This is a genomic window from Bradyrhizobium sp. 956_D2_N1_4, from assembly GCF_052076025.1.
Lineage (GTDB): Bacteria > Pseudomonadota > Alphaproteobacteria > Rhizobiales > Xanthobacteraceae > Bradyrhizobium > Bradyrhizobium barranii.
This window is the reverse complement of sequence record NZ_CP197237.1, coordinates 4599278-4616546: the sequence shown is the minus strand read 5'-3', so window position 1 is coordinate 4616546 and position 17269 is coordinate 4599278. Positions and strand designations below refer to the sequence as shown.

The 17269-nt window shown below is 64.5% G+C and carries 21 protein-coding genes; 11 read left to right on the top strand and 10 right to left on the bottom strand.

The features are described from left to right. Positions 1–226: 226 nt before the first annotated feature. Positions 227–1834 (top strand): flagellin N-terminal helical domain-containing protein, encoded by a 1608-nt coding sequence (locus tag AB7535_RS22015; protein WP_028148522.1) that lies wholly within the window; start codon positions 227–229, stop codon positions 1832–1834. 290 nt (positions 1835–2124) lie between these two features. Next, positions 2125–2493: a flagellar biosynthesis regulator FlaF gene (flaF, locus tag AB7535_RS22010; RefSeq protein WP_014493991.1), complete on the top strand. Its 369-nt coding sequence runs from the start codon at positions 2125–2127 to the stop codon at positions 2491–2493. 53 nt (positions 2494–2546) lie between these two features. Here the strand turns inward: flaF and AB7535_RS22005 are convergent, their stop codons facing one another. The 4 genes from AB7535_RS22005 to AB7535_RS21990 all read right to left on the bottom strand — a co-directional run bounded on the left by AB7535_RS22005 (position 2547) and on the right by AB7535_RS21990 (position 5070). After that, entirely contained in the window at positions 2547–2909 is a 363-nt protein-coding gene (locus AB7535_RS22005) for a hypothetical protein (protein ID WP_028148520.1), read from the bottom strand. 159 nt (positions 2910–3068) lie between these two features. Continuing rightward, a complete protein-coding gene (locus AB7535_RS22000; protein WP_085405895.1) occupies positions 3069–3566 on the bottom strand; it encodes a hypothetical protein in 498 nt (165 codons plus the stop codon). A gap of 11 nt (positions 3567–3577) precedes the next feature. After that, on the bottom strand, positions 3578–3946 hold the full coding sequence (flgJ, locus tag AB7535_RS21995; protein WP_085405896.1) for a flagellar assembly peptidoglycan hydrolase FlgJ: 369 nt from the start codon (positions 3944–3946) through the stop codon (positions 3578–3580). After that, positions 3946–5070: a flagellar basal body P-ring protein FlgI gene (locus AB7535_RS21990; protein ID WP_085405897.1), complete on the bottom strand. Its 1125-nt coding sequence runs from the start codon at positions 5068–5070 to the stop codon at positions 3946–3948. Before AB7535_RS21990 ends, flgJ begins: the two co-directional genes overlap by 1 nt. A gap of 270 nt (positions 5071–5340) precedes the next feature. On the opposite strand from AB7535_RS21990, the gene AB7535_RS21985 reads away from it, so the two are divergent. Next, positions 5341–5754: a flagellar assembly protein FliX gene (locus AB7535_RS21985; RefSeq protein WP_231142313.1), complete on the top strand. Its 414-nt coding sequence runs from the start codon at positions 5341–5343 to the stop codon at positions 5752–5754. Here AB7535_RS21985 and AB7535_RS21980 read toward each other — a convergent pair. Beyond that, the gene (locus AB7535_RS21980) at positions 5751–6122 is read right to left on the bottom strand and encodes a winged helix-turn-helix transcriptional regulator (protein ID WP_085405899.1); all 372 of its coding nucleotides are present in this window, start codon (positions 6120–6122) and stop codon (positions 5751–5753) included. The genes AB7535_RS21985 and AB7535_RS21980 overlap by 4 nt on opposite strands. Positions 6123–6285: 163 nt before the next feature. On the opposite strand from AB7535_RS21980, the gene AB7535_RS21975 reads away from it, so the two are divergent. Beyond that, complete coding sequence (locus AB7535_RS21975) at positions 6286–6897, top strand: NAD(P)-dependent oxidoreductase (protein ID WP_231142312.1); 612 nt, start codon at positions 6286–6288, stop codon at positions 6895–6897. Between the two features lie 213 nt (positions 6898–7110). Then, positions 7111–7476, top strand: coding sequence for an RNA polymerase-binding protein DksA (gene dksA, locus AB7535_RS21970; RefSeq protein ID WP_008554760.1), 366 nt, complete (start codon positions 7111–7113; stop codon positions 7474–7476). A gap of 289 nt (positions 7477–7765) precedes the next feature. Here dksA and AB7535_RS21965 read toward each other — a convergent pair whose 3' ends face one another. Continuing rightward, a complete protein-coding gene (locus AB7535_RS21965; RefSeq protein WP_231145323.1) occupies positions 7766–8164 on the bottom strand; it encodes a winged helix-turn-helix transcriptional regulator in 399 nt (132 codons plus the stop codon). Between the two features lie 93 nt (positions 8165–8257). On the opposite strand from AB7535_RS21965, the gene AB7535_RS21960 reads away from it, so the two are divergent. Both AB7535_RS21960 and AB7535_RS21955 read left to right on the top strand, forming a co-directional pair. Then, the gene (locus AB7535_RS21960) at positions 8258–9286 is read left to right on the top strand and encodes an SDR family oxidoreductase (protein ID WP_085405901.1); all 1029 of its coding nucleotides are present in this window, start codon (positions 8258–8260) and stop codon (positions 9284–9286) included. A 96-nt stretch (positions 9287–9382) separates the two neighbouring features. Continuing rightward, positions 9383–10162 (top strand): 2-keto-4-pentenoate hydratase, encoded by a 780-nt coding sequence (locus AB7535_RS21955; RefSeq protein ID WP_439036820.1) that lies wholly within the window; start codon positions 9383–9385, stop codon positions 10160–10162. A 147-nt stretch (positions 10163–10309) separates the two neighbouring features. Here AB7535_RS21955 and flgH read toward each other — a convergent pair whose 3' ends face one another. From flgH to flgF, 4 genes are read right to left on the bottom strand one after another with little or no spacing between them, the layout of a single operon-like run. Beyond that, positions 10310–11074, bottom strand: coding sequence for a flagellar basal body L-ring protein FlgH (gene flgH, locus AB7535_RS21950; RefSeq protein WP_063982276.1), 765 nt, complete (start codon positions 11072–11074; stop codon positions 10310–10312). A 3-nt stretch (positions 11075–11077) separates the two neighbouring features. Further along, positions 11078–12235 carry a flagellar basal body P-ring formation chaperone FlgA gene (gene flgA / locus AB7535_RS21945; RefSeq protein ID WP_439036819.1) on the bottom strand — a complete coding sequence of 386 codons (1158 nt, stop codon included), beginning with the start codon at positions 12233–12235 and terminating at the stop codon, positions 11078–11080. A 10-nt stretch (positions 12236–12245) separates the two neighbouring features. Next, a complete protein-coding gene (gene flgG, locus AB7535_RS21940) occupies positions 12246–13034 on the bottom strand; it encodes a flagellar basal-body rod protein FlgG (protein ID WP_014494004.1) in 789 nt (262 codons plus the stop codon). A 16-nt stretch (positions 13035–13050) separates the two neighbouring features. Beyond that, a complete protein-coding gene (gene flgF / locus AB7535_RS21935; RefSeq protein ID WP_063982277.1) occupies positions 13051–13812 on the bottom strand; it encodes a flagellar basal-body rod protein FlgF in 762 nt (253 codons plus the stop codon). Between the two features lie 381 nt (positions 13813–14193). Here flgF and fliL point away from each other — a divergent pair, with 381 nt between their 5' ends. Genes fliL through AB7535_RS21915 form a run of 4 tightly spaced genes read left to right on the top strand, consistent with a single transcriptional unit; the run spans position 14194 to position 17130 of the window. Beyond that, the gene (fliL, locus tag AB7535_RS21930; protein ID WP_063982278.1) at positions 14194–14694 is read left to right on the top strand and encodes a flagellar basal body-associated protein FliL; all 501 of its coding nucleotides are present in this window, start codon (positions 14194–14196) and stop codon (positions 14692–14694) included. Between the two features lie 19 nt (positions 14695–14713). After that, positions 14714–15916, top strand: a complete 1203-nt coding sequence (fliM, locus tag AB7535_RS21925; protein WP_071912214.1) for a flagellar motor switch protein FliM — start codon at positions 14714–14716, stop codon at positions 15914–15916. Beyond that, complete coding sequence (locus AB7535_RS21920) at positions 15913–16359, top strand: DUF6468 domain-containing protein (RefSeq protein WP_063982280.1); 447 nt, start codon at positions 15913–15915, stop codon at positions 16357–16359. The genes fliM and AB7535_RS21920 overlap by 4 nt, the downstream gene beginning before the upstream one ends. A gap of 9 nt (positions 16360–16368) precedes the next feature. After that, entirely contained in the window at positions 16369–17130 is a 762-nt protein-coding gene (locus AB7535_RS21915; protein WP_014494009.1) for a MotE family protein, read from the top strand. The last annotated feature ends 139 nt before the right edge of the window (positions 17131–17269 follow it).

Sequence of the window (17269 nt, the reverse complement as noted above, 5' to 3'; positions counted from 1 at the left end):
AAACAAGGCATTACGGCGGGGCTTTTGCCCCGCCGTTTTTTTGCGCGTGACGCGGCGTGAGCCGGGTTTCAGGGAACCCTGACCGGTTAATACCTTGTTAACCCTGTGGCTTAAGCGGCCATTAACCTTAATTTAAAGGAGTGCGCCTAGAACTAGACAAAAGCCCATTTGCCAGACCGGCGGGCTCCGATTCGTACGCGTCGCGCTCCAAGAGGAAGATCTGCCAATGTCCAACATCGTTCTCTCGGCATCAGTCCGCCAGAACCTGTTGTCGCTGCAGTCGACAGCCGACCTGCTCGCTACCACGCAGGAACGTCTTGCAACCGGCAAGAAGGTCAACACGGCGCTGGACAATCCGACCAACTTCTTCACCGCACAGGGGCTCGACAATCGCGCCAGCGACATCAGCAATCTCCTGGATGGCATCAGCAACGGCGTGCAGGTGCTGCAGGCCGCGAACACCGGCATCACTTCGCTGCAAAAGCTGGTCGACAGCGCCAAATCGATCGCCAGCCAGGTGCTGCAGAGCCCGACGGGGTACTCGCCCAAGTCCAACGTGACGGCGGCCGCGGTCCCCGGTGCGACCGCCAACAACCTGCTGGGCACGGCATACACCAACAACACGGTCACCGGCACCGTCGTCAACAATGACGATACGAGCGGCGCGGCGCCGATCACGGGCGCGACCAAGCTGGTCGGTACCGCCGGTGCGGGTTCCGACGATCTCGGTACGACTATCACCAACGGTTCGGTCCTGACTGTCGATGGCAAGACGATCACCTTCTCGACCGCGCAAACCACCTCGACCACCGACTCGTTCGGCAACGTCACGATCGGCATCGGTGCCGGCAGCACACTCACGGTGCAGTCGGTACTGAGCGCGATCGACGGCATCACGGGTACGGGCACGGCCTCGACCGTTTCCGGAGGCAAGCTCGTGCTCAGCACCGGCACGAGCCAGGATCTGGCGATCTCCGGCTCGGGCAACGTGCTCACGGCGCTCGGCCTCACTGCCGGCACCACCGCCCGCGTTCCGCCCCCGCTCAGCGGCAAGACGTTGACGATCGGCGCGACCGGCGGCGGCACCGCCACCAGCATCACCTTCGGCGCCGGCGTCGGGCAGGTTTCCACGCTCAATCAGCTCAACGCGGCGCTGGCGGCGAACAACCTGCAGGCGACGATCGACACGACCGGTCATCTCAACATCGTGACCTCCAACGACTCGGCGTCCTCGACGATCGGCGCAATCGGCGGCACGGCCGCGGCGAGCGGCCAGCCCTTCTATGGCCTGATCGCGCAGGCGCCCACCGTCGACCCGGATTCGCAAGCCACGCGCGCCAATCTGGTCGGGCAGTACAACAACGTGCTCGCGCAAATCAACACCACGGCGCAGGACTCTTCCTACAACGGCGTCAATCTGCTGAACGGCGATACGCTCAAGCTCGTGTTCAACGAAACCGGGCGTTCGACGCTGAACATTCAGGGCGTCACCTTCAACGACGCCGGCCTCAACCTTGCTCCCTTGACCTCGGGCGTTGATTTCCTGGACTCGAAATCGGCGAACGCCATTCTGACTTCGCTCAACTCGGCCAGCACCACGCTGCGTGCCGAGGCGTCGACGCTCGGTTCGAACCTGTCGATCGTGCAGATCCGTCAGGACTTCAGCAAGAACCTGATCAACGTGCTGCAGACCGGCTCGTCGAGCCTGACACTTGCGGACACCAACGAGGAAGCGGCCAACAGCCAGGCGCTCTCGACGCGCCAGTCGATCGCAGTCTCCGCGCTGTCGCTCGCCAATCAGTCGCAGCAGAGCGTGCTTCAGCTCCTCCGCTAAGCGCGACGCTGACGTACACGATGAATCATTCAACGGCGAAGCCTAGGCTTCGCCGTTGTTTTGAGCGAGATCGCTAACTGTCGATTAGCTCAGATCAGCGCATGATGGATGCAATCGTTTACAGTGCGCGCACTCGGATTTAGCCTTGAGGTGAAGGTGGATGCCGCGACCCGTAATTGTCCGGAGATCGTCCGCACTCTCACGTAAGCAAATCTTAAGCGGTGCTGCCTAGGGTTGGGAAAGAAATCCTTAAGCCTGTACAACGGGCGAGGAAACCTCCAGGGTGATCGATGTCGAGTTCTGCTGCTTCGGCCTACGCGCGTGTAGCCACGACCACTGCGTCTCCTCGCGATATCGAGGCGCAGACGCTCCTGAAGGCCGCCAACAAGCTGCAGGACGCCATCAACAGTGCCGATCCCTTCAACGAGCAGACGACGCAGGCGTTGATGTTCAACCGCAAGCTCTGGACCATCTTCCTGAGCGAGGCGATGCGCGACACCAATCCGCAGCCGCTCGACGTTCGGCAGAGGATCGCCAATATCAGCGTGTTCGTGCTGAGCCAGACTGCAGCGCTGCTGATGAGCCCGCAGCTCGATCACTTCCGCCCGTTGATCGAGATCAATCGCAATATCGCCGCCGGTCTTTCGGGACGGTCGTAACGCGACCGGTTCGAGCGACCTCGATACGGCCGTCGCGACCCGCGGAGTGAACGTCAGGCGCTGCGATCGGTGCTGAGTGGACGCGGGGGCTCGGACTTCATGTCCAGTGCGTGGAAATAGGCCCGCCGCCGCAGCATCGCTTCGTCCGGAAACTGATCGACGACCGCATCGGTCCTTTCGTTCACGACCTGGAACACGAAGGACGCGGCGGGTTGGTTGAAAACGACCTGGCGTGAAACGCTGTCGTTGGTGCTCTGCAAATCATTGCGCGCAGCCGCGCTCGTATCGCTCGCGGCGACCGTCTGGCTCACCGGCAAATCAGTTTGCACGGCCTCGTTCGCCGCCGCATTGGACGTCGTTATGATCTGCACGGGGGCCGGTATCCCCACCGGCCTGATGCTGAAATCTGTACTCATGGCAGCCTCCTGGTTGCCTTGTCTGAGTCAAATCCCAACCCCTCTCAATACGCAACCATGGAACACCAGGATTGAAGACCGGGTAAGCAAACGTGCCTAACCGCGCGACGATATCGCCGCGCGGTTTTTCGTAAAATTGCAGGGAGTTTTCGCGCGCGCTCAGAGCGAGCGGCTGACCGCGAGCGGGGTGATGTGGCGTGGGCCCGGAGCCGCGCGGCGTCCCGCCGCCGTGTAGGTGTTGGGCACGTTGCGCTTCTGGATCTCGGCGTTGACGCCGCGCACCACGCTCTCGGAGACCGCGTGTGCGGTCGCGAGCACGGTGAGATTGACCTGGAGCATCGCGCGGAACGCATCGTGGTGCCGATGCAGCGTCGAGAGCAGCTCGGGCGCGGATTTCGCGAGCTGGGCCTGGTTCGTCTTCAATTCGCTGACGGCGCTGACATAGTTGCGCGACAGCTCCTGCTTCTTGCTCTCGAGCGTCATCGCTTCGCGGACCTGGCCGGCGCGGACGAGCTCGGTCTCGCGCTCGACCAGTCCGAGCAGGGCGTTCATCGAATCCATCAGCTGCTCGGCGACCTTGCGCGCCTCGGCGTTGCCGGGTGCGGTGTTGGGGCGCTGCGCTTGCACCGGCTGACGTGAGGCGTTGAAATGGTTCATCTCGGTTGACCTTATGCCGTGCGGATCGTTTTCGCCTGCTGCATGATGAGGGTGCGGTAGACTTCGGTGGCGACACCGACGCCGCCGGCCTTGGCGAAGTTCTTGGAATATTGCTCGGTCAGCATCGAGCGCCACACGCCGGTGCCCGGGGTGTCGCCGAACGGACCTTCGCCCTTCAGGCCCGAGGTCATCTGCGAGAACATGCTGTTGAGGAACATCGCCTCGAAATCGGTGGCGGTCTTCTGCGCCTTGGACTGCTGCTGTGGCGAGACCTTCTGCAACGCGGCGGCGAGCTCGAAGTCGGGCCGGCCGTTGCGGCTCTCCACCGAGAAGGCCGAGGAGGTGACGACGTGGGGGGGGGTGATCATGCTGGTCTGCATCACATCACCTCGATGTCGGCTTCGATCGCGCCGGCGGCCTTGATCGCCTGGAGGATGCTGATGAGGTCGCGCGGGCCGATGCCGAGGCCGTTGAGGCCGTCGACGAGCTGCTGAAGCGAGACGCCGTCCTTGACGACGGCGAACTTCTTGCCGTCCTCGACGACGCTGACGCCGGTGCGCGGCGTGACCACGGTGCGCCCGCGTGACAGCGGGTTGGGCTGGCTGACCTGCGGGCTCTCGGAGATGGTGACTGTGAGGTTGCCTTGCGCCACCGCGACGGTTGCGACGCGAACGTCGCGGCCCATCACGATGATGCCGCTGCGTTCGTCGATGACGATCTTGGCGGCGAGATCAGGATCGACCTGGAGCTGCTCGATCTCGGTGAGGAAGGCGACGACGTTGCCCTTGAACTCCGGCGGGATCGAAAGCTGCACCGTCGAGGGATCGATCGGCTCGGCCGTCTTGACGCCAAGATAGTCGTTGATCGCGGCCGCGATCCGCTTGGCCGTGGTGAAGTCGGCGTTGCGCAGCGCGAGCCGCACATTCGGCAGCCGATTGAGTGCGAACTCGATCTCGCGCTCGATGATGGCGCCGTTGGCGATGCGGCCGACGGTCGGAACGCCGCGCACGATTTTCGCGGCTTCGCCTTCGGCCTGGAAGCCGGAGATCGCGAGCGAGCCCTGTCCGACCGCGTAGACATTGCCGTCGGCGCCGAGCAGGGGCGTGACCAGCAGGGTGCCGCCGCGCAGATCCTTGGCGTCGCCCAGCGCGGAGACGGTGACGTCCATGCGCGTGCCCTGGGTGGCGAAGGCCGGCAGATTGCCCGTGACCATCACGGCGGCGACGTTGCCGGTGCGGATGGTGGCGCCGCGGATGTTGACGCCCATGCGCTCGAGCATCGCTTGCAGCGACTGCTTGGTGAAGGGGATGTTGTTGAGCGTGTCGCCGGTGCCGTTGAGGCCGACGACGAGGCCGTAGCCGATGAGCTGGTTCTGCCGCACGCCCTCGATATTGGCGAGGTCCTTGATGCGCGATGTCGCGCTTGCAGGCGTGACCGAGAGCGCCAGCGCTGACAGCGCGGCGCAGGCCACCCCAACAATCCTCACCCAACGAACGCCTGGCATCCTCTGCTCCCCGAGGCTCCTCACATCTCGAACCATCCTCGACACTCCCATGACGAGCTGGTCCGACGCTTTCCTTGCGAGTGCTGTGCCAACGCGGGGCAGCGGGGTTACGCGATTGAATAGGTTGAATAAACCTGTTTCCACCGGTGTCAGGGAGCGTTCTCCCTGAGGAGCGAAACTGCCGCCTCTCGGCAGATTTTGCCGGGCCGTTTACGCGCCGTTAACCATAAGACGGCGAAGGTGACGGCATCGATCACCCGGATTCCTGCGATGCGCATCTACGGACCGAACGGCACCACGCTTGGTACGCCGGCCAGCCAGGCCAGGCGGACGAGCTCCGGCACCTTCGTGCTGCCCGACACCTCGTCGGCGCAGGAGACGCGGGGCGCTGCCGCACCGAAGGCGGCCGCGAACATCGATGGGCTGCTCGCACTGCAAGGCATCGAGGAAGATCCGGTCGAGCGCCGCAAGCGCTCGGTCGCCCGTGGCAGGACCGCGCTCGACGTGCTCGACGATCTCAAGATGGGATTACTGTCCGGCAATCTCGACGCCTCGACCGTGATGCGGCTGCGCGATGCCGCGGCGAACCTGAAATCATCCTCGGGCGATCCTAGTTTGGATTCCCTGCTGTCCGAGATCGAGCTGCGCGTCGAGGTCGAGCTGGCCAAGGCCGGGCAGGCTTAGGCCGCTTCGTCCTTCTGCTGCGTGTCGTAGCGGCGCTGGGCGGCGAGCACGTCCTTCAGATTCTGCTCGGCCCAATCGCGCAGGGGATCGACGGCGGCCGCGAGCGTCCCCCCGAGCTGCGTGATCGAATACTCCACCGTCACCGGTACGGTTGCGATGGCGTGACGCTTGATCAGGCCGTCGCGCTCGAGCGACTTGAGAACCTGGCTCAACATCTTCTGCGAAATGCCTTCAATCGTTCGGCGCAACTGATTGAAGCGCATCGGCTCCTCGCGCAGCAGCAGCAGGATCAGCACCGCCCATTTGTCGCCGACGCGGTCGAGGATCTGGCGCGTGGGGCAGTTCGCTGCATAGACGTCTGGCTTCATCGTCAAGTCCTCACGATCCGTTTGGCCCCTTGCGGCTCGCGCGCCGGTGACGGGTCCCGGTTACTCTTGCGTAATCAGGTAAGCACAAAGTGCTCTCTTAACACCAGCATCCGTTGCGATATCTAGTAACCGTTAGTTACCAAAAGAAGCAAAGGAGCCTTCCATGAAAATCGCAGTCGCCGGCGCCTCGGGCCGGGCCGGGTCGGAGATCACCAAGGAACTGTCGCGCCGCGGCCATGCCGTCACGGCAATCGCCCGGAACCCCGAGAAGATCGCGACCCTGCCGAACGTCACGTCCACCAAGGGCGACGTGCTCGACCAGGCCGGCCTTGCCAAGCTGTGGGCCGGGCATGACGTCGCCGTGAGTTCCGTGCACTTCCTGGCCAGCGACCCGCTCAAGCTGATCGGCGCGGCGAAGGCGTCCGGCGTTGGTCGCTACCTCGTTGTCGGCGGTGCCGGCAGCCTGGAAGTCGCTCCCGGCGTCAAACTGGTTACAACCCCCGGTTTTCCCGCCCAATACAAGGCCGAAGCGGAGGCGGGCGGGGCTTTCCTTGACCTGCTGCGAGAGGAAAAGGACCTGAACTGGACCTTCATCTCGCCGTCGGCCCTCTTCATCGAGGGGGAACGAACCGGCAAGTTCCGGCTCGGGACCGATCAGCTTCTCGCAGATGCGAACGGGAAAAGCTGGATCAGCTTCGCCGACTACGCCATTGCGCTCGCCGACGAGATCGAGCGGCCGGCCCATCCAAGGCAGCGTTTCACGGTCGGTTACTAGGCCTTCGGCCGCCCCCGGGTTCTCCAGGATAAACCTTCCTGTGCAAGGGCTTGGGGGCGCTAACCGAACGATCAGGGAAATATTGTCTGTCACAGGAGGCCGCTATATAAGCCCGGCTTAACGGACCCCGTTCCGTTGCGAGTCGTTGCTTAGACAGATAGGCCGCCCTTGGAAAAGTTGAAAAACTACCGACCGACCGAAAAAGAGCCTTTCATGAACGACCGGCAGAAGGAGTACTTCCGTTTGAAGCTCCTCGCCTGGAAGGATGAGATCCTCAAAGAGTCCAAGCTCACGCTGCAGGCTCTGCAGGAGGAGAACGTGAACCACCCCGATCTCGCCGATCGGGCATCGTCCGAAACCGACCGCGCCATCGAACTCCGCGCCCGCGACCGCCAGCGCAAGTTGATCGCCAAGATCGACGCCGCGCTCCAGCGTATCGAGGACAACACCTACGGCTATTGCGAGGACACCGGCGAGCCGATCTCTTTGAAACGGCTCGAAGCCCGGCCCATCGCAACGCTCTCGGTGGAAGCGCAGGAGCGCCACGAGAAACGCGAGAAGGTCTACCGCGACGAATAGAGTCCGAGCCGCAGCGATGCGGCTCTTTGTTTTTGGGCTCACGGTGCAGCTTGAGCGCCGTGATCAGCATTTTGTCTGCCGCTTGCCGCGACGCGCATCAGCGATCGCGAAAAGTGAATCACGATCAATGGGCTAGAGTCACTTCCTCCGAGCTCACGTAAGTTCGGATGAGAAACAGCCTTCACTTCAGGTGGGGGAGGTTTTGCGAGTCGCATCAACGAGATCGACTCGAAGGCTGAGGCAACGATCCGGCAGCTTCACACATCGCTGCAATCAGGCTTGGCTGCAATCAGGCTTGCTGCGACGCCACAAGGCGCGCATCGCCATAAAGCCTGGACCAGCTCAATATTTCCTTAAACGCCGGCAACAGGCCATAGGCCGCATCCGTCAACTCGTACTCGACCCTCAAAGGTTTCTCCGCGAAGACGGTTCGCGACACCAACCCGTCCTGCTCGAGCTCGCGCAGCTGCGTGGTCAGCATGTGCTGGGTGATGCCGCCGATCGATCGCCGCAACGCACCGAAGCGAACGGCGCCGTTCATCAGCGCGAACAGGATCTCCAGCTTCCACTTGCCGCCAAGCGCATGAATGGCCCGCTTGAAGTCGGCGAGCAGGGCAGGGTCGGAGCTGCAATCGCAGTCGCCGTCGCAAACGCTGGTCAGGTTTTCCATACCGGTCTCGAAATCCATTCTACTTGTTCCCCGGGAGATAGTGACCAGATGCGGCCTTGAGCAGGGTGGCGGAACCAATTCGCCGGCCTGCGCAATGAGGGGAATTCGGCAATGAGCATTGTTCTGGTGACCGGCGGGTCCGGCTTCGTCGGCATCCATGTCGTCCTGCAGCTTCTGGCCGCCGGCCATCAGGTGCGGACCACGGTGCGCCGCCCGGACCGGCAGGCCGACGTGCTCGCCATGTTGCGCGAGGGCGGAGCTGCGTCGCCGGAAAGCCTGTCCTTTTTCACCGCCGATCTCACCGCGGACGACGGCTGGCGAGAGGCCGTCGCCGGCTGCGATTACGTGCTCCATGTCGCCTCGCCATTGTCGACCAGTGTTCCCAAGGACGAGAACGAGATGATCATCCCGGCCCGCGACGGTACGCTGCGCGTGCTGCGTGCCGCACACGAGGCCGGCGTCAGCCGGGTCGTCGTCACCTCGTCGCTGGGCGCGATCGGCTATGGCCATCCGGCGCGCGACAGGCCGTTCGACGAGACCGACTGGACCAATCTCGACGGCGCCGACGTGCAGCCCTACATCAAATCCAAGACGCTGGCCGAGCGGGCCGCCTGGGATTTCGTCGCGCGCGAGGGCGGTGGGCTCGAATTGTCCGTCGTCAATCCCGCCGGCATTTTTGGCCCCGTGCTCGGGCCGGACTTCTCCGGCTCGATCGAGATCGTCAAATCGCTGCTCGACGGCGCCATGCCGGCGGTGCCGCGGGTCTATTTCGGCGTGGTCGACGTGCGCGACGTGGCCGATTTGCACCTGCGCGCGATGACGGCGCCCGAAGCGAAAGGCGAGCGCTTCATCGCGGTCTCCGGTGAGACGATGTCGATCCTCGATATCGCCAGGGTGCTGCGGCGGGAACTCGGGCCTAGGGCGCGCCGGGTTCCGCGGCTCCAGGCCCCGGACTGGCTGGTGCGGCTGGCCGCGAACCGGATTCCGCTGCTGCGCGCGGTCGTGCCGATGCTTGGAAGGGTTCGGCATTCCACCAGCGCCAAGGCGAGGTCGCTGCTCGGCTGGCAGGCCCGTTCCAACACTGAGGCGATCCTCGCGACGGCCGAGAGCCTGATCCGGCTCGGCCTCGTCAAGGGCTGAGGCCGCCCTTGGCCCGTCCCTTGGCCCGCGCTTGTCACGCCCCGGCAGGGATGCTGAAGTGCCGACCTCAATTGCGTAGCGTGGGAGCCGGCGCCGATGGACAAGATTCTCAAAGCCGCAAAGGCGATTGCGCTCGCGCGCCGTAACCACGCGCCGCTCGCGGCGCTGGACCATCCACCGGCCGACGAAGCCGAGGGCTATCAGGTCCAGCGCGCGCTGCACGATCTGCTGCTGCCGCATGTCGGGCCGCTGGTCGGCTACAAGATCGGCTGCACCAGCCAGGTGATGCAGGACTATATCGGCATCCCGCATCCCTGCGGCGGCAGCGTGTTCCAGAAGGGCGTGCACGAGAGCGGGGCCAAGCTCGCGGCTGCCGACTATGTCCGTGTCGGCGTCGAGTGCGAGATCGCGGTGCGATTGAAGCGCGACCTCGCCGCCGGCGAGGCGCCGTTCACGGCCGAATGGATCGGCGAGGCCGTTGAGTTCTATCATCCCGCGATCGAGATCGTCGACGACCGCTATGTGAAGTGGGAGTCGATGGGCGCGCCGACGTTGATCGCCGACGATTTCTTCGCCGCCGGCTGCGTGCTGGGTGAGGCGGTGCCGCGCTCGTCGGTGCCGGATCTGAAGGCGGTCAAGGGCCGCGCCATCGTCAATGGCGAAGAGGTCAGCCACGGCACCGGCGCCGACGTGCTCGGCCACCCCCACAACGCACTCGCCTGGCTCGCCAACCACCTCGCCGCCGAAAGCAAGGGTCTGCACGCGGGGCAACTCGTGCTGACGGGGAGCCTGGTGAAGACGCTGTGGCTGAAGGCCGGCGACAAGGTGCGGATGGAGCTGGACGGGCTGGGCGTGGTGGAGGCGGAGTTTACGTGAGGCTCCTACGGCAATCCCCGCCGTCAGTCGTCCCAATCGGCTTTACAAAATACATGCGGCCCTCGCCAGGGGAGCTAGCGAGGGCCGCGTAGTACATCGTCGTTCGCGCCTAGGTTCGCGAACACGATGTGGGAGCTCGGGAGAGGCTTAGAAGGGCAACAGCACGTCCATGACCTGCTGACCGTAGCGCGGCTGCTGCACGTCCGTGATCTGGCCGCGGCCGCCATAGGCGATGCGGGCCTGTGCGATCTTGCTGGAATCGATGGTGTTGTCGCTCTGGATGTCTTCGGGGCGGACGATGCCGGCGACGATGAGTTCGCGGATCTCGTAGTTGACGCGGATCTCCTGCTTGCCTTCGACGACGAGGTTGCCGTTCGGCAGCACCTGGGTCACGACCGCGGCGACGTTGGTCTGCAAGGCCTCCGTGCGATTGACCGAGCCCTTGCCGTCGGCGGAGGATGTCGAGTCGGTGGTGAGAAGGCGGCCGGGCAGGATCTTGAGCGGCTGCGTGACCGTCTTGCTGCCGATGAAATCGGTAATCCCCGAATCCTCCTTGGCGGTTCGGCTGCGCTGGGTCTCGTTGGCGATGTTGGCCTTGTCGGTAATGTTCACGGTCACGGTCAGGAGGTCGCCGACATGGGTCGCGCGCTGGTCCTTGAAGAAGGCGCGGCTGCCGTTGCGCCACAATGAGTTCGGATTGTAGGAGGCGACTTCCGGCTTCGGCATCGGCATCTGCACCGGCTTGTAGCCGGGCTGCGTCGTCGGATTGTCGATCGCCGACAATTTCGGTTGCTCGCCGATCTGCGACAGGCGGTCGATCGAGGAGCAGCCGCTCGCCAGCGCGCAAACTGCCAGCAGCAGACCAGAGATCGCGACGCGACGAAGACGGGAAGCCGAACTGAACCTGGACATGACTTACTCTGACTTGGCTGGAGCTTGCGGGACGCGAACTTGCGGAATATGGGCTTGGGCGATCTGAGCTTGAGCGGCTTGGGCTGGAGACGCGGGGGCCTGGACCAGGCTCTGGGCGAGCGCTGCAGCAGCGGCCGCAGGGGTGGGCGTTTCGTCGCGCTTGAGCGAGGAGGTCTGCTCGACCGCAGGCGCCATCGGCGCGGACTGGCTCGCGCCCTGGATCGTCACCTGGCCGCGACCGGTGACAATGCCTGCCAGCGTGCGCTTGGTCTGGAGATTGAGCACGCTCACGGTGTCGCCCTCGGCGCCGCTCTCGAGCGCCTTGCCGCGCGTGGTGAGGTAGATCCCGGGGACCTGGTAGATGACGGTGACGCTCTGGTCGCGCGACACGAAGTCCGGCTTGACGATGTCGGCGACGCGGATCGGCATGCCCGCCCGCATCGGCCGGCGGAGTTGCATGCCAATGGTGCGGTCGCGCGAGGCGGGCTCACCGGTGACCTCGGCCTTGGGCCGGCGCTCCAGCGTGACGTCGGAGGATTTCAGGAGGTCGGCGCGGTCGATGTCGCGCGTCAGCACGGCCACTTCCACCGTCTCGATCGCGATGCCGGTGAAGCGCAGCTTGGTCGGCGTCGGATTGTTGTCGTTGTTGATCTCGAAGGCGATGTCGAAACGGCCGTTGCGGGCGTCATAGCGGGTTGCGACCGGCTGGAGCGCACCGGTGTTGGAGGCGTCGAGCCGCATGTCGGCGACGCCGCGGTCGAACGTGACGGCGATGTTGGCGGCTTCCCCAAGGCCGAAGCGGCGCTCGAGCGCCGAGGCCACCGCGGTTTCGAGGTCCTTGTTGGCGAGTGTGCGGGCGAGGCGGGTGACCTGGACTTCCTTGATGTCACCGGTCATCACGCCGATCACCTGCTTTGCGCGCAGCACCGACAGCACATGCGCGACCGGCAGCGCGCCGGTGGTGCCGAGATCGGGCGAGCGGTAGACCGGGATCAGCGCGGCCGAGCCGGCATGGTCGATGAGATCGCCGACCCGCACCACGTCCGAGGTCACGGTGACGCTCGCGCGCAGCGTCGGCGCTGCGATGAAATCGTCGGCGGCCTGCGCCGGCAGCGCCAGCAGCAGGAAAGCGGAGATCGTGGCGAGGGTGGTGCGGATCATCGTCATTACCTCAGCGGAACAGCGCCGTGGTCGATTGCATCATCTGGTCGGCGGCGCTGATGACCTTGGCGTTCATCTCGTAGGCGCGCTGCGCGGCGATCAGGTCGCTCATCTCCGAGACGACGTCGACATTGGCCTGCTCCAGGCTGCCCTGCGTGACCTTGCCGTAGCCTTCGGAGTTCGCGGTGCCGTCCTGCGGCGGGCCGGAAGAGGGCGTTTCGACGAACTGATTGTTGCCGACGGGCTGGAGGCCCGCCTTGTTGATGAAGCGGGTCACGCCGATCTGGCCCTGAACGGCCGAAGTCGACGAACCCGGCAGCGTCACCGAGACCTGGCCCTGCTCGTTGACGGCGAGGCCGGAGGCGTTGTTCGGGATGGTGATGGTCGGCTGCACCGGGTTGCCCTGCGCGGTGACGACGCGGCCCTGGTTGTCCATCTGGAAGGTGCCGTCGCGGGTGTACTGGAAGGTGCCGTCGGGCATCAGGATCTTGAAGAAGCCTTCGCCCGAGATCGCGAGGTCGAGGTCGTTGCCGGTCTGCGACAGCGTGCCCTGCGTCATGCTGCGCGGCGTGCCGACGGTCTTGACGCCGCCGCCGATGTCGACGCCGACGGGCACGATGGTGCCCTGGTCCGAGGCCTGCGCGCCGACGCGGCGGACGTGCTCGTAGATCAGGTCCTGGAACGCCGCCGTCTGCTTCTTGAAGCCGGTGGTGCGCAGGTTGGCGATGTTGTTGGAGATGACCTGGACGTTGAGTTCCTGGGCCGCCATTCCGGTCGCAGCGGTGTGGAGCGCTTGCATGTCAATGATCCCCTAATCAGGCCGGAACGTCGGCGAGCTTCTCGATCGCCGATTTGTGGAGGTCGCTCTGCTGCTGGAGCAGGTTGGCGATGGCGGTGTAGCTGCGCATGACTTCGACCATGCGGCTCATCTCGCCGACCGAGTTCACGTTGGACTTCTCGATGTAGCCCTGGCGCACGGTCGACTTGGTGATGGCCTGCGGGGTCGCTGAGCCGACGTCGTAGAGGTTGGCGCCGAGCTTGGTCAGCTTCGCCGCATCGTCGAACGCAGCCATGCGGATCTTGCCGCGGATCGAGTCGGTCTTGGCGGTGCCCTCGAGCACCGTGACGGTGCCGTCGGGTGCGACGTTGATGTCGTGGTCGGTCGGCTGGAAGGTGATCGGGCCGCCGGTGCCGAGCACGAGGTTGCCGTCGGAGGTGACGAGCTGGCCGGTGCTGTTGAGCGAGAATTTGCCGTCGCGGGTGTAGCGTTCGCCGCCATTGGCCTGCACCGCGAAGAACGCGTTGCCGTCGATCGCCATGTCGAGCGGGTTGTTGGTCGGCTCCATCGGCCCCTGGCCGACGTCGCGGAAGGTGCCGCGGTCCTGCACATAGGAGACCCGGCGGTCGGACGCGATGAAATTGTCCTCACGCGCGTTCGAGTTGAGAAACTCCTCGAACAGCGAATGGTCGGCCTTGAAGCCGTTGGTGTTGGCATTGGCGACGTTGTTGGCGATGACATCCATCTGCCGTTCCAACGTCATCTGCCGTGACAAGCCGATCAGAAGCGCGTTCTGCATCGGAAATCTCCCCTGAGTGAGCCTGCCACCTCGCTCTCCCAAGCGCCTTGGCCGACCCGTGAACGAGACCGCCAGGTTCTCCCAAACCCTCCGGCCTCGGTCCTCTCTCAGCGAAAGCCGTGCCAACTCGAAAAATGGCGTAATTTCAATGTCTTGTCGATTTTTGAGGGGCGCGGGGAGGCGGCAGAAAGGTTCTGTTAGCCATGTTTGCCCGGCAGATTTTTCCTAGTGGAGGCCCAATCGAAAGATTCCGTTAACCATTATTACCGTAGCGTTTGCGTGTAAGAGGAGCGCACTGCGCTGGGGCATTTGTATCGCGTCACTGTCTGCCAGGAGGCTTCGCTCTTTCGACCCCTTATGAGATGAGCGAGCCTATCGACCATGGCAGACAATGAAGCGGAAGGCGGCGCAGCCGTCGAAGGCGCGGAAGCCGCTCCGCCGAAGAACAAGCTCAAGCTCATCATTATGGCCGTCGGTCTGCTCGCCGTCCTCGGTGGCGGTGCCGCGACCTGGTTCTTCTTCTTCCGTCATGGCGACGACGAGCATCACGCCGAGGCGGCGCCGCCGCCGAAGCCGCCGGCCTTCGTCGACGTGCCCGACATCATGGTCAACCTCGCCGGCGCGCCCGGTGAGCGTGTGCAATATCTGAAGCTCAAGATCGTGCTGGAGCTGAAGGAAGAGAAGCAGATCGAGGCGATCAAGCCGACGATGCCGCGCATCACCGACATCTTCCAGACCTATGTGCGCGAGCTGCGCTCCTCCGACCTCAACGGGTCCGCCGGCGTCTTCCGCCTCAAGGAAGAGCTGACCAAGCGCGTCAATGCGGCGGTTTCCCCGATCCAGGTCAGCGCGGTGCTGTTCAAGGAAGTCGTGATCCAGTGAGCATGACGGGCTAGGGATCATGGCAGGCACCGACCAACCAGACCAGGATGCAATTGCCGCCCAATGGGAGGCCTCGCTTGATTCCGAGGATCCCGCGGAGGCCGCGAAGGCTGCTGCCGAAAACGAACTATCCGAGACCATGGCCCTGCAATGGGCGGCCATGGTCGAGGACGGCAGCCGCGATCTCGGCGCCGGCAAGAATTCCGGCGAGCGGGTGCTGTCGCAGGAGGAGATCGACAATCTTCTCGGCTTCGCGGTCGGCGACGTCACGCTCGACGACCATTCCGGCATTCGCGCGATCATCGATTCAGCGATGGTCTCCTACGAGCGTCTGCCGATGCTCGAAATCGTCTTCGACCGCCTGGTGCGGCTGCTGACGACCTCCTTGCGCAATTTCACCTCCGACAACGTCGAGGTCTCGCTCGACCGCATCACCTCGGTGCGCTTCGGCGACTACATGAACTCGATCCCGCTGCCGGCCGTTCTCTCGGTGTTCAAGGCCGAGGAGTGGGAAAACTTCGGCATGGCGGTGGTCGATTCCAGCCTGATCTATTCGATGATCGACGTGCTGCTCGGCGGCCGCCGCGGCGCCAGCCAGCTCCGCATCGAGGGCCGGCCCTACACCACGATCGAGACCGAGCTGGTCAAGCGACTGGTCGAGGTGGTGCTGGTCGACGCCGAGCAGGCGTTCCGGCCGCTGTCGCCGGTGACCTTCACGATCGACCGGCTCGAGACCAATCCGCGCTTCGCCGCGATCAGCCGTCCTGCCAACGCCGCGATCCTGGTGCGCCTGCGCATCGACATGGAAGATCGCGGCGGCAACATCGAGCTGCTGCTGCCTTACGCGACCATCGAGCCGATCCGGGGCGTCCTGCTCCAGATGTTCATGGGCGAAAAATTCGGCCGCGACACGATCTGGGAGGGCCATTTCGCCACCGAGATCAACCAGGCCGAGATCGCGGTCGATGCCGTGCTCTACGAGGCCGAAATCCCGCTCAAGCAGCTGATGCGGCTCAAGGTCGGCGACACCCTGCCGCTCGACATGCGCGCGGATGCCAACGTGACCGTGCGTTGTGGCGACGTCACCCTGACCGAGGGGCGGATGGGCCGGGTCGGCGACCGCGTCGCGATACGGGTGACGAAACCCCTGCGCAAGCCAAGTACGACACTTGCGATGTTCGAGAAGGTGGACGAGCAGAACAAGATGATGGAGGCCCCATGAACCACTCCCTGGGAATGGCGATCGAGACGCTGGTGGCTATCCTGCTGATGCTGACCATCGTCTACTGTGTCATGCTCAACAAGCGGCTGACGCGGCTGAAGGCGGACGAGCATTCGCTGAAGGCGGTCATCGGCGAGCTGATCACCGCCACCGAGATCGCCGAGCGCGCGATCGGCGGGCTGAAGCTCGCGGTGCGCGACGTCAACGAGAACCTCGGCAGCCAGCTTGCGGCGGCGACGCAGATGTCGGACCAGCTCTACAAGCAGCTCGGCGAAGCCGACAACGTGGTGCGGCGCCTGTCCAAGATCGCGATCGCCGCGCGCCCTGCGGCGAGCCCGGAAGCGGCCGCGGTGCCCGCGGCCAAGCCCTCATCGGCGAAGGCGGTGGCGGCTGCGGCCGAAGCCTTCTCCGAGCGCCGACGATCCAACGGCCTTGCGGCATAAAGTCAGGGTATGAAATCCTTTCGTAACATCCGCGTCATTCCAGTCGTCCTGGTCGCCGTCGCGGGGCTCGCCACGCTCAAGGTCGTGGGCCTCGTGATCAATGGCGGCTATGTCTTCGACTACCAGCCGAGCCAGATCAAAAAATCCTGGGCGCAGGAGAATCTGAACTTTCCGACGGGGCGGGAAGACCCCGATATCACGGGATCTACCCACGGCGCGCCGAAGGAGGCGCCGAAGCCCGCCGCGCCCGAGACCAAGCCCGAGGGCACCGTGGTCAAGATGGACGAGGCCCAGCCGCAGGTCTCGGCCTCCGAGCGCGCGATCCTGGAGCGCTTGCAGGCACGCCGCCAGGAGATCGAGTCCCGCCAGCGCGAGATCGACATCCGCGAGAGCCTGCTGAAGTCGGCCGAGAAGCGCATCGAAAACAAGGTCGAGGAGATGAAGGCGGTGGAATCCCGCATCTCCGCGACCCAGGCCGAGCAGAAGGCCGCCGAAGCCCAGCGCATGAAGGGCCTCGTGACCATGTATGAGGGCATGAAGCCCAAGGACGCCGCACGGGTGTTCGACCGGCTCGAGATGGGCGTGCTGATCGAGATCGCCTCGCAGATCGCGCCGCGAAAGATGTCGGACATCATGGGCGTGATGTCGCCGGAGGCCGCCGAGCGGCTGACGGTCGAGATGGCCCGCCGGGCCAATGGCGGCGGCGATCAATCGGCCGCGGCCGGCGATCTCCCCAAGATCGACGGCAAGCCGACGCAAAAGCCTAATTGAAGGCTCCGGAGGCGCGGCGCGCTACGGCAACCTGCGCGCAATCGCGCGGTCGTTCGGACTGTACGCGGCTAGACGCCTTGCGTGTCTAGTTCGCGAACCGCTGTTGAACCCTGGGACCCGTCGCGCTCAGCGGCTTCTC